Genomic DNA, 12604 nt, shown 5'->3' with positions numbered 1-12604 from the left:
TTAGTCATAACAAAATGACTCAAGGGTTAGTCGCGGTACGCATACTGGCTTAGCCCAAGCTCTGCGAGTACGCCATCTAGATGCGCCTTGGCTTCGGCAGTAGGCCCTGGATAATCACCTGCAATTGGCATATTGCCCAGATAACCTATGTCTTGACAGCCCTCAGGTGTGCAGAAGTAAGCGCCGAGAACGAGATCTTTAAAGCGCAAGAATGCTTTACCTATACGCTGAAATTGCTCTGGTGTTTGTGCATTAAAATAAGCAATATCATCCATAATCTTACTTTGCTGCGTTGCGCTAAGTTGTATAAATGGCTTTTTAAAGCGCAAAGTCGACTCATCGTCAATCCAAGCAAGCGCATGGAGTATTGTCACTCTGTCTTTTTGTTGTCCGTGATACGGTGCGCTTACCCATTCATCGATCACACTCGGTACTTGTACTTCAGAAGCCGATGGATGATTTCCTTCCTTTGGCACAATAAAATCAGCTAGTACTGCAACTAACGTGAGCTGCGCTTCGGTGAGGGTGAGCGGCCAAGGTGATTCTGGCGGCATGATCATGTTTGGATCGGTGCCATACCCTTGAGCGCTAACTGGCTTTATTTCAATATCTGGCCAGTGCCCAGCTGCAGCCGTTTCACCTTCAATGGCCTTACTGCAACCAGCGGTGAGTGTCACCGCAGATCCAGCAGCAAGCAAGCCTAACCACTTTAATGACTCGCGACGTGTCATGCCTGAAATATATTTATAAGAATCAACGCGGACAGGTGTATTCATCACAGCGCTCCTTTATCAATTTGTGCTGCCAACCAGGTGGAGTTTCGCATCGCTAAGGTCATAATGGTTAAGGTGCAATTTTTATGGGGGTTAGACGCAAAGACGCCGGCATCCATCACAAATAGATTGTCACAGTCCCATGTTTGGCCCCACTGATTCGTTACCGATTCTTTTGCTGAGCTGCCCATTCTCGTCGTGCCGACCTCATGAATGATCTCACCGCCTTTTGAAATGGCTTTTTCCGCAGGCGGTAGCTCGCCGACTTTGGCACCCATGTTCTCAAGGATCTGCTTAGCGGTTTTGAGACCATGCTCGATTTGCTTGAGCTCTCTGTCAGACCATTTGAAATGGAACTTAGCAACCGGGATACCCCATTTATCTTTGACGTTTTCGTCAATTTCCATGTAAGAATTTTTGTTCGGTAGCATTTCTCCACGCAGTGCAAATCCAACATAGGAGCCATAAGCGTCACGCACTTGCTGCTTTAATTTGGGGCCATAACCTTGTTTATTGCCAGACACGCCAGAGCCCGGTTGATTAAAGCCGCTGCTAATTTCAAAGTGATAGCCGCGCGGGAAATTAAGCTCACCTTTCTCATGGGCTTTGTGTCCCCACCAAGGAATAAAAAGGTGGTTACCGGTATGGCCGTCTTCGTTATAACGCGGGCGGCCTTTTAACGCAGGGATTTGTGCACCAAGCCAAGCACCTGTAGAGTCCATTAGATTGCGACCTACCTGACCACTTGAGTTTGCAAGTCCCTTGGGATGTTTTGCATGTTTAGAATTAAGCAAAATACGTGCAGATTCACAGGCGCTGGCCGCCAAAATTACCACATCAGCATTGACTGCATGTTCTTGTGCAGACTTTTTATCGACATAAGTCACACCAGTTACTTTGCCATCTTCATTCACCGCCACTGACTTCACCATGGCATCGGTGATCACTTCAAGGTTTCCTGTCGCTTTGGCCATCGGAATAAGCGAAGTTGTGGTTTGGAATGCCGCACCAATTGAGCAACCGTGGCCACAAGGTGTGGCGTAAAAACATGCTAAGCGGTCGTCTTTATTACGAGTCAGCACCGCTCTGTGCATAGGAACCGCTGGGATCCCCATTTTTTTCGCGGCAGCTGCAACCAATAATTCGGGTACTCTTGGTGTTGGTGGTGGCTGTAACACGCCAGGCGCAGAAGGGGGCATGTCATCCAAGCCGGTATTGGTACCGCAGATCCCGACTATTTCTTCTGTTTTGTCATACCAAGGCGCAATGTCTTGATATTCAAACGGCCAATCAGCGCCATGTCCATCGCGGCTTTTGCCCTTAAAGTCGTGCTCACTAAAACGTAGCGAGTAGCGACCCCAGTGATTGGTGCGGCCACCGAGCATACGTGCACGCCACCAATAAAAATCGGTGTTTTCTGCGCGTGTGTATGGTTCATCTGGCACTTGCCAACCGCCATCAATCGTCGCGTCGTAAAAACCAAAGTTCTTATCCTTATTACCAGCGCCCATAAGTGGGGCTTCGCTATTGCGGCGGAACATCGGGCTTTCTGTTTTTGGGTCGTAATTTCTGCCAGCTTCTAGCAATAAAACTTTGTGGCCTAGCTTAGTGAGTGTATAAGCGGCCATTGCGCCACCGGCACCTGAGCCAACGACCAATACTTTATGATCAAATGTTGCCATAGTTATAGCTCCTTGATCTTAATGTTTTTGAACCAGACTTTGTCGCCGTGATCTTGCAGGCCGATGTGGCCTTTTTTACCTTCAGCAAACCCTTGCCATGTCGCAAATTTACTATTCTTAACCAAGGCATTCCAAGTGGTGCTGCCAATCACGATACTCGTCGTGCTTACACCATTTTGCCAAACTTGTAGGTGGCTATCTTGTAGCTTAATACGAACTTGGTTCCAAGCTTCGGCAGGTTTATGTGCCGTACTTGGCGCTGCGAACAGGTCATAAATAGAACCTGCAAGGTGAGAGTCTATTTTATTGTCTGGGTGTTCTTTGTTATCTAGAATTTGAATTTCTGGGGCGTGGGAGTATATAGCTCCACCTTTTTCATCCGCCAATACAAAGATCCCACTGTTGCCTTTTTTAGAAATCTTCCAATCGAGCTGGAGCTCAAAATTGTGATACTGTTTTTTGGTCAGAATATCGCCGCCACCACCTTGGGTAAGTGTCATCGCGCCGTCCTCAACTTGCCATTGGCTATTTAGGCCGTCACTTTTAAAGTTGCGCCATTGCGACATATCTTTGCCATCGAAAAGCAGTTGCCATCCGGCTTGTTGTTCTTGCGGGCTCAATTGGTTGTCAGTTGTACTAGCGCAAGCCGCACAACTAACAGCCAATGCCAGCGTTAGTATTTTTATAGAGTTGAGCATATTGGAACCTCGTCTGTTCACTTTTTACTTGTTGCTACTTAATACAAAGGGTATTACGCGTATTTCTCAACGCGTTTATTTTTATTGATATAAAGGTAAAGGCCGATAAAAGCGGCTATGAGAATAGCTGGGAATAACAGGATATTTTCAAGCACCGCTTGACCTGCAACTAGTTCTGATTGCTGCGCGGTTAAGTTTGCTGCTTGGGCTTCGAGTCGCGCCGAATCAATCCAACTACCAATTACTGGATTCCACATGCTGACAGCGAACATCCCCGCACCGCCCATTAAAGACATACCAAGTGCGCCTGTTTTTGGGGTATATTCTGCAACACAGCCCAGCATGGTTGGCCAAAAATAAGTGACACCCAAGGCAAATAATATTGCAGCCAAGTAGATTGCTGACCCTTGTGCTTGGCTCATCATGAAAATCCCCGCGGTTGCCAATACCGCAGAGCCGAGTAACACGCCTGTTGGATTAAAACGGTGGACTATTGGGCCGGCAAAGAAGCGACCTAATGCCATCAAGCCTGTGATCAGTGCGAGGATCATCATAGGAGAGGCGCCTGACGCTCCCAGTATGCGTTCAATCCACTGTTGTGTACCAAGTTCAGTTGTTGCTGTTAATGTCATACAGCAAATTAAAAATAGGTAGAGCGGAGAAAACAGGTGCTTGAGATTGCTGGTGGTAGAATGATCTGTGCGGTCAAATTCAGGAAACCGTGACTTGACCATCATTGCTCCGTAAATCAGCGTTGGAATTAATATCAAAGCAACTTGCCATTGCCAATTAAAGCCCGATGCAGTCATGGCATTCGATGCTAGAGCACCAATCACAATGCCGCCTGGAAACCAGACATGGAATCGGTTGAGCATGGTCGTGGTGTTTTTCGGATACATTTCGGCAATCAGTGGATTACAGCCAGCTTCCACTGAACCATTCGCAAAACCGATTAAAAACGTCGAGATCAGCAGTAACCAAAAACCATCAGCGGTAATGGTTAAAACCAACCCTGCAAAGTGGCAAATAAAGGCGAGGGCAACTAGCTTTTTGGCGCCAATGGCGTTGTAGATTGCGCCACCTAACATGGTTGCAACGGGAAAGCCCAGAAATGCCATGGCGTTAACCCAACCAAGTTCTGTATCTGAGAGTCCAAACTGCTCACCTAATTGCCCCAAAATGCCTGCGCGAATAGCGAACGTCATTGATGTGACGACCAGTGCAAGGCAACAGAGCTGAAACACGGTCCGATTATGATTATTATTATTCATGGTCGTAGTCCTGTTTATTTTATGCCGAGGATTTGATTATTGCGTTCGGTATCGGTGCTACTTCCTGCAAAATCATCGAAGGCTTTTTCGGTTGGTCTTATCAAGTGCTGTTTGATAAATTCGGCACCTTCTTTGGCCCCATCTTCAGGGTGCTTAATACAGCACTCCCATTCCAATACAGCCCAACCATCAAAACCGTACTGTGTTAACTTACTAAATATTTTCTTAAAGTCGACCTGTCCGTCACCTAATGAACGAAACCGTCCTGGCCGTTGTTGCCATCCTTGGTATCCGCCGTAAACACCGCAGCGGCCATTGGGGATAAATTCGGCATCTTTTACATGGAACGCTTTGATACGTTCATGATAGATGTCGATAAACGCTAAGTAGTCCAATTGCTGTAAAACAAAGTGACTTGGATCGTAAAGAATATTGGCTCGCGGGTGATTATTCGTCGCCGCTAAAAAGCGCTCAAAAGTCACGCCATCGTGTAGATCTTCACCTGGATGAAGCTCGTAGCAGACATCCACACCAACCTCGTCAAAGCGGTTCAAAATAGGCAACCAGCGTTTTGCGAGCTCCTCAAACCCTTGTTCCACCAAGCCATTTGGACGTTGTGGCCAGGGGTAAAAGGTATGCCAGAGCAAGGCGCCAGAAAAGCTTGCGTGACTAGTTAGCCCAAGCTTAGCACTGGCACTGGCCGCTAACATTAGCTGCTCGGTTGCCCACTCCATACGAGCCTGAGGCGAGCCATGCACTTTTGCTGGTGCAAAGCCGTCAAACATTTGGTCATAAGCTGGGTGCACCGCCACTAATTGACCCTGCAAATGGGTTGATAGCTCTGAAATAGTAAGGCCATGCTCTGCAGCAATACCAGTGATCTCGTCGCAATAATCTTGGCTTTCAGCGGCTTTTTGCAGATCGAACAGTCGCTGTTCCCAACTTGGTAGCTGAATACCTTTATAACCTAGGTTACTTGCCCACTGGCAAATACTATTAAAATTGTTAAATGGCACCTCGTCCGAGACAAACTGCGCGAGAAAAATAGCGGGTCCTTTAATTTGCTTCATTCTTATTTTATCCAATGGTAAAGGGGTGCCACTTAGTGTCTTTTGCACTAGCTGCGACCGCGTTTTCAATAAATGCCATGCCACGGACTGCAGCGTTAATACTTGGCACGTCAAATTCTTCGTGCTGCACATCGGGTTGCAGCTGGTGTGCACGAATAAGGCTGGCGAAGTTAAGGTAGATATTTGCAAATGCTTCCAGATATCCCTCAGGGTGACCGGCTGGCACACGAGTTGCGCTAATGGCTGCTTGGCTAAGTGAACCCACTCCTGTGCGGATCAACTGAGCTGGGGCGTTTGCCGCACGTAACCACAAACTATTAGGCTCCATTTGCGACCATTCGATACTGGCTTTGTCACCATAGATTTTTAAGGTGAGATTATTTTCTTCGCCAAGTGCTATTTGGCTTGCCATCAACACGCCCTTTGCACCGTTGCCAAAGCGCAGTAACACTGTGCCGTCATCGTCGAGCTGTCGGCCGGACACAACCGTGTTTAAATCCGCACAAAGCGCCTCTATCTCCAAGCCACTCACATATTCGGCGAGGTTCGCTGCGTGTACACCGATATCGCCCATACAACAACTCACGCCAGACTTACTTGCATCTAGTCGCCAGCTGGCTTGCTTGCTGTTTTCGTCATCAGCACTTGCAAGCCATCCTTGACTATATTCAACGACGACTTTGCGTATTTTGCCAAGTTCGCCATTTGCGATGCGGTGGCGTGCTTCTTTCACCATTGGGTAGCCGGTATAGGTGTGTGTTAATCCGTACAAGCAATTGCTCTTCTGAAGCTGTGTTTGTAGACGCTGGGCCTCAGATAAATTGAGCGTTGCTGGCTTGTCACTCAAGACGTGAAAGCCGTGTTCGATCGCGGCTGTGGCAATCGGAAAATGCAAATGGTTTGGGGTCACGATGGCAACAAAGTGGATGCGCTCCGACTCTGGTAGTTCCGCCTCTTGTTGTAAGAGTGCTTGGTAGCTGGCATAGCAACGTGTTGGGTTAAGCCCGAGTTGCTGGCCCATTGCTAGGCTTTTGTTTGGATCGGCGCTAAATGCGCCTGCAACAAGTTCAATTTGACCATCTAAACGCGCGGCTATGCGGTGCACTGCACCTATGAAAGCGCCTTCTCCACCACCGATCATGGCCATGCGGATTTTGTTATTGTCCATCGTTTAGCTCCGTCGAGTTATCGAGGTAAGTTAATCTGATGTTATTGATAATAGGTAACAGAGGCGCCAAAGTGATAATAAAAATTCGGTTGACAATGCAATAAAATCGGCGTTTAAAATAAATTATTATAATTATAAAAAGGCGGTAAGTAGGGCAATGGAAGAGCAAACAATATTGAATAAAGCTGGCGTAAATCAATTGATTGCAGCATTTGATCTGATCCCAGACATCCTCTTTTGGGTCAAAGATACAAAAAGTAGAATAGTGTATGCGAACCAACACTTTGTTGAACATCAGGGCTATAAAACCCTAGATCAAATCTTACTGAAAACCGATTTTGACTTTTCACCGCAACACTTGGCATTCCAATACGTTAACGATGATAAACGAGTGATGGAAGGCTTTATCGTGACGGATAGATTAGAACTCAATCAAACCGCAAATGGGGAATTGGCATGGTTTTCCACGTCAAAAAAAGTGTTACTTGATGGCGAGAATGCGATTATGGGCACTTATGGTGTTACACGACATCTAGCGAAAACGTCAAAGGCGTTGTCTCACGTAAGAGCCATTGAAGCGCCCGTTGAATTTATTCGGGCACATTACCATCGTCATATTTGTATCGAAGAATTGGCGGAACTTGCTCACCTGTCGGTAAGCGCACTGGAGCGTAGATTTAAAAAGCATTTAGCCAAAACTCCCAATCAATTTATCAACGAAGTGAGATTGGAAAATGCCCGTAAATTATTGGTCGAAACACGTTTACCAGTATCACAAGTCGCTTATCAGTGTGGCTTTTCAGAGCCAAGTTATTTTAGCAAGCAGTTTCGTCGTTTATTTGGTGAAATCCCGTCGCAATTACGTAAGGAATTAACGTCGAGCGAGCGTTAACGCTGCGACTTCTGGTGGTAATGCCGGTGTCACCAGCGTATCTGCGTACTCAGAAGCTAACCATGGACGAATGGGCGTGGCAATGCCTCCAACTAACGCGACTTTATGTGCCCCTAAGCTCTGCAAATGACGGACATAACGCTCAATAAACCGTGCCGCGCTACTTAAGATTTGCTCAGCATAGGGATCGTTTGGCGTAGCAAAAACATGTTGAGCAAACTGGGCAAAATACTGGGGAGTGGCGTTTAGCGTGAGTTTGACTAGCTGTTCGGTACTGTGGCAATTCATGGCAGCCAAAAACGACTCAATCATCAGACTGCTAGGGGACAGTGTATCAAGCACCTCGATGGCATGCTTCACTAAACTCAAACCGATCCAACTGCCACTTGCACCATCACTGAGTAATAATCCGTGGCCGCCGAACTCCCTAAATTGTCCATGCGTCACCAGACCCGCGCAAAATCCGGTGCCAAGAATGATTACACCGCCATCTTCGTGTTGATGCGCACCAAGGCAAGCTATGTGTGCATCGGTTGAAAATTGAAAACGTGCAAAAGGGGAACGCCATTGCTGCATCGCCTCACAAGCCGTCGTGACATTCGCGCCGGCAAGTCCTGCAAAAGCACTGATGTTGGCAATATCGTGGTGGGGGATTTTTGCGTTTGTCAGCGCTGTCATTGTTGCGCTCAACATTGACTCTTGGGCCTGATGTATTGATGTTGCTATGTTTGCAGGGCCGCTGGTGGCCTCGGCAAGGAGCTGTCCATGTTGATCCTCGAGGCGGACTTTACATTTCGTACCGCCACCATCAATCCCTAAAAATAGCTTCGATGCTGTCATTGTATTGCCTTTTCTGATCCGGTGAGTATTGCATTAACTAGCCTTGGGCAAACTTCATCGCCATGATGCACGCCAGAGTGAGTATGTAGAGAGAGTGGACCAAATTCACTTAAAAGCCAAAGATCCGCGGCGTTTTTCGTGTTGACCCCTCCACCGATCACCACTTCGATTTCAGCATTGAGTTTTTTCAGTAAGGCAATGAGCTGACTGGTACCAAACGCTGCGCCTTTACCACTTTGCCATGTATTGCCGGCGCTTAAGACCCGCTCAACGCCTAACTCTAGCAGCGTCTCGGCTGCCTGCTGCCAGTTTGCAGCGGCATCAAAGGCGCGATGAAAGGTGACAGAAAGGCCTAAGGATTTTGCCGTGGCAATGAGTGCGCTACAGTGGTCAGCCGCTATCTCCTGATTGTCGTCGATAAAACCAAGCGCAATACCGGTTGCACCCGCGCAAGCAATGCCATCTATCTCTTTTTGTAACTGATAGAGCATGGTGTCATCAATAAAAAAATGCGGTGCTTGGCGTAACATCACAATACATTCGCCAAAGCTTGGTAAATACTGGGCAACTGCCGCTATCGCCGTCGGGTTTGGGGTCAAGCCACCGCAACTCAGAACACCACAGAGCTCTATCCTTGTTGCACCTGATGCAAAAGCAATTTGTGCATTTCGCTGCAACAAATGAGGATTATCGCTGCTGAGGCATATTTCCAAGTTTTTACCTGAATAGTTTGCCGAATTCATATTTCACTCTTGAAGTTGAATAATTTTAAAGTTTAAAATGCTTGGTTTTGAATATTTAATTAGTTCAATAAAAACATTTGGTTACACGTGTTTGGAACGTTTTTAAATTGCCTAATATAGAAACTAATAATGAGTTTTTATGTTAATCAGACTATAAACCAAGGAAATTGAAATTGGATCTTTTTTTGACCTAAACGCCGATTTTGTCTTAGTGCAAACCGAAATTCTATTATCACTTTTTGTAGAGCGCTCCTATTCTGAACGAGTGTTTCACAAACCATTAACCCCTATAGGGAAACAAAAAAGGGTCGTCACAAAGTCATGCGTCATGGAGCAGCAAGGGACGTCGTGGCTTTACAAATTATAAAAAACTTGGAGATAGGAATGGCCAATAATAATAACAGACGCCATGTGACAGGAAGGTCACGGCAATTTAGCAAGTCTGCACTGGTCCTCGCTATGTTATCAGCTACTAACTGGGCAATGGCTGAAGAAACCGAAAAAGAGGAAGCGCAGGAAATCGAAACGATTGAGGTGCGTGGGATCCGCGCATCTATGGCCGAAAACTTGGCGATTAAGCGTTTATCAAACGCGATTGTGGATGCCATTACAGCAGAAGACATTGGCAAGTTTCCCGATAAAAATGTGGCGGATTCACTGCAACGCGTACCCGGTGTGGTGATTTCTCGTAGTGGCGGGGAAGGGGAAAACGTCAGTATTCGTGGTCTTTCCTCTGATCTTACTTTTACGCAGTTAAACGGCAACTTTATCGCGTCTTCTCCGGGCTCGCCGTCGCGCTCTTTTAGTTACTCTTTGTTGCCTTCTACCATGGTGCAATCGGTTGAGGTGTTTAAGTCTTCTGAGGCGCGTTTAGATGAAGGTGGGGTTGGCGGCACGGTTATTCTACACAGCCGGAAACCGCTGGATATGGAGGCAAATTCTGGGGCGTTGAATGTTGAATATACCTACGCTGATGTGACTGAAGAGTACGAGCCTAATTTTAGCGGCGTTTATTCTTGGAAGAACGAAGAAGAAACCTTTGGCTTGCTAATTGGTTATACTAAACAAGACCGTACCAACCGTTCTTTAGGCGGTGATATGTCGGGCGGTGGCGGTTGGCGTTGGGCAACGAGTTCAGACTTGCAAGCAACGGACACGGCGGGCAATGTGATTGCTGATAGTACACGTCGATTTGCAGCGTTAGAAGATGCTTATGGTAACGTTTATGATGGTGTTTGGGCACCGCAAGTTGCAGGTATTGGGGTAACCAAAGAAAAACGTGAACGTCAGGGGCTACAAGCCACCATTCAATGGCGTCCAATAGACGATTTATCTTTAACATTCAATCATTTTCATTTTGAGCTTGGGCAAAATCGCACCACGTCACAAATGTGGATCCCAGAATGGAAGTACAACCCAGATTATCTTACCGGTATTACTCTAGACGAAACCGGTACGATTGTGACTGGCATGGACTTTACCAGTGGCGCTGGTGGCACTGAAGGGAATCTTGAATTTCCTTGGATCATTGGTAGTTATACGGTAGAAAAAGATACCTCGGATACCTACGACTTCGCCTTTGAGTATGCCGGTGACTTATATGACTTACGCGGTAAATTTGGTCACACTGAAGCCAGCGGTGGCCCTTCAGAATCTTGGAGTGCGGCGTATAAAAGCGGCCAACCTGCGAGTCGCAGCGATTCCGGGCAGGTTGAAAACGCCGCTTCATTTGCAGGGTGGCGATTAGGTGACAGAGTGTCGCTGTACGCTGATCCCGCTTTGTTGTCTAACCTTCAGGCTGGTATTGCCGGCGATCCCGATCCGGGTTCGACAGGTTCAAGCTTTGTCGTCAGTGACTTAGAAGAGGACTATGCTCAGTTAGACCTTGATTATCGCGTCGGGTACGGCATCGTTGATACGCTGCGCGTCGGTGCTAAATATCGTAAAGCAACACTACACCGCGAAACCAACAACACCTTCTTCATTACTCAAGATGGGGCTGACAGAATTGCCAGTGGCGAGCTAGATCCATTTAGTCAAGGTGCCATTGATGAAGTGTCTTATCAGTGGATTGGGGGTATGCCAAAACTGGAGGATATTTTGAATGCAACGTCTGAACAAAATATCCCAGGCGGTTTTGAAGTGAATGCGATGCCCACGATCAATTGGGATCGATACCGCGAAATCGTGACCAGTGAATATGTTAAGCACACGCGCCGTGAGCCTGATTTTGTGTTCGACATAGAAGAAGAGATCATGGCCGCCTATCTACAGGCCGATTTTTCTTTTGGAGATTTTAGAGGAAACATCGGGGTACGCTATGTCGAGACCGAAACGCAGATTATGTCGTCGGATAAAATTAACTACTTTTTAGATGACATTGATGATGTCACCGAAGAGGATATTTTAGGTGATGAGCGCCTTATTGACGTTGAAACCACCACCGTGCGTACCGTAACCGACTCGCAATTTTTGCCTAGCTTCAATATTGTTTGGGATGCCAGCGACAATCTTGTCATACGTGGTGCTATCGCCAAAACGATGTCTCGAGCTCCGTTCAACGACATGGGGGCACCAGAGCAGCTGACCTTTATCTCTCAAGAATGGGCAGACGACAGGCTCGAGTTTAGAGGCAACCCTGTGGAGCCAGGATGGCGCGGCTCAGGTGGTAACAAGGCGCTAAAACCATTTGAATCGGTACAGATGGATTTATCTGCGGAGTATTATTATGGCGAAGGATCTGCGGTTGGCATTGCGGTATTCAACAAAGACGTAGATAACTTTATCGTGCCCTTGATTATTACCTCAGTAAGGCCGTTTGAGGGCTTTGATAACCCTTTTACCGGTGTTGAAATTGTACCGCCGGGTGATATTACCGTCACGCCGTTTACCACCACCGCCAATGGTACAAACGCAACCTCTCGGGGAGTAGAGCTGTTTGCACAACATGCTTTCGACAATGGCTTTGGTCTCAACGTTAACTACACCCTAAACGATACCAATCAGGCAGACATTAGCGTAGACGGTGAAAAGGTCGGTGAGTCTGCGCTTGTTGGCAGTGCCGATAATCAATTTAACTTCTCCGCCTATTACGAGAATGACACCTTTAGTGTCAGAGCATCATATAACCGCCGAGGAGAAACCGCTTTGGGGCTTGCTGACGGGCTCACTGTATATCAGGAACCATACCAACAAGTTGATGTGAACGCTTCATATAACTTGATGGAAAACCTGATCCTAACCGCGTCTGTGATCAACCTAACCAAAGAAGAACCGAGAACCTTTTATGGTGAAGATTCTAAAGCGAGATTGCGCAGCAGCAGCTACACCGGGCAGCGCTACTATGCCGGGATCACCTATCGATTTTAACTTTGGCGATAACCATAAAGTAATGCAAACAGGGTGAAGTCGTGTCAGCACAACGAGAAACAATATCACGGGTTATCACCTGCTTGTGGTGCGTTTAT

10 protein-coding genes are annotated in these 12604 nt (G+C 47.0%); 2 read left to right on the top strand and 8 right to left on the bottom strand.

Annotated elements, in window-relative coordinates:
* Window positions 1–26: 26 nt before the first annotated feature.
* Genes PNC201_RS11860 through PNC201_RS11835 form a run of 6 tightly spaced genes read right to left on the bottom strand, consistent with a single transcriptional unit; the run spans window position 27 to window position 6662 of the window.
* Window positions 27–776 carry a gluconate 2-dehydrogenase subunit 3 family protein gene (locus PNC201_RS11860; protein ID WP_010606696.1) on the bottom strand — a complete coding sequence of 250 codons (750 nt, stop codon included), beginning with the start codon at window positions 774–776 and terminating at the stop codon, window positions 27–29.
* Window positions 776–2455, bottom strand: a complete 1680-nt coding sequence (locus tag PNC201_RS11855; RefSeq protein WP_010606697.1) for a GMC family oxidoreductase — start codon at window positions 2453–2455, stop codon at window positions 776–778. The genes PNC201_RS11860 and PNC201_RS11855 overlap by 1 nt, the downstream gene beginning before the upstream one ends.
* A gap of 2 nt (window positions 2456–2457) precedes the next feature.
* Window positions 2458–3153, bottom strand: a complete 696-nt coding sequence (locus tag PNC201_RS11850) for a 3-keto-disaccharide hydrolase (RefSeq protein ID WP_102057166.1) — start codon at window positions 3151–3153, stop codon at window positions 2458–2460.
* Window positions 3154–3206: 53 nt separating this feature from the next.
* Window positions 3207–4424, bottom strand: a complete 1218-nt coding sequence (locus tag PNC201_RS11845; protein ID WP_102057165.1) for an MFS transporter — start codon at window positions 4422–4424, stop codon at window positions 3207–3209.
* 14 nt (window positions 4425–4438) lie between these two features.
* Window positions 4439–5494 carry a sugar phosphate isomerase/epimerase family protein gene (locus PNC201_RS11840; RefSeq protein WP_102057164.1) on the bottom strand — a complete coding sequence of 352 codons (1056 nt, stop codon included), beginning with the start codon at window positions 5492–5494 and terminating at the stop codon, window positions 4439–4441.
* Window positions 5495–5501: 7 nt separating this feature from the next.
* Window positions 5502–6662: a Gfo/Idh/MocA family protein gene (locus tag PNC201_RS11835; RefSeq protein ID WP_102057163.1), complete on the bottom strand. Its 1161-nt coding sequence runs from the start codon at window positions 6660–6662 to the stop codon at window positions 5502–5504.
* A 157-nt stretch (window positions 6663–6819) separates the two neighbouring features.
* Between PNC201_RS11835 and PNC201_RS11830 the strand changes: the two genes are divergently transcribed.
* Entirely contained in the window at window positions 6820–7554 is a 735-nt protein-coding gene (locus tag PNC201_RS11830) for an AraC family transcriptional regulator (RefSeq protein WP_102057162.1), read from the top strand.
* On the opposite strand, the gene PNC201_RS11825 is transcribed toward PNC201_RS11830, so the two are convergent.
* Together PNC201_RS11825 and PNC201_RS11820 are read right to left on the bottom strand one after the other, a co-directional pair.
* On the bottom strand, window positions 7534–8394 hold the full coding sequence (locus PNC201_RS11825) for a BadF/BadG/BcrA/BcrD ATPase family protein (RefSeq protein ID WP_102057161.1): 861 nt from the start codon (window positions 8392–8394) through the stop codon (window positions 7534–7536). The two genes, PNC201_RS11830 and PNC201_RS11825, sit on opposite strands and share 21 nt — an antisense overlap.
* Window positions 8391–9137, bottom strand: coding sequence for a copper homeostasis protein CutC (locus PNC201_RS11820; RefSeq protein ID WP_010606704.1), 747 nt, complete (start codon window positions 9135–9137; stop codon window positions 8391–8393). Before PNC201_RS11820 ends, PNC201_RS11825 begins: the two co-directional genes overlap by 4 nt.
* A 384-nt stretch (window positions 9138–9521) precedes the next feature.
* Here PNC201_RS11820 and PNC201_RS11815 point away from each other — a divergent pair, with 384 nt between their 5' ends.
* Complete coding sequence (locus tag PNC201_RS11815) at window positions 9522–12506, top strand: TonB-dependent receptor (protein ID WP_102057160.1); 2985 nt, start codon at window positions 9522–9524, stop codon at window positions 12504–12506.
* Window positions 12507–12604 lie beyond the last annotated feature (98 nt).

The sequence above is a fragment of the Pseudoalteromonas sp. NC201 genome (assembly GCF_002850255.1).
Lineage (GTDB): Bacteria > Pseudomonadota > Gammaproteobacteria > Enterobacterales > Alteromonadaceae > Pseudoalteromonas.
The sequence above is the reverse complement of the archived record's forward strand: the minus strand, read 5'-3'. Positions and strand labels throughout refer to the sequence as shown.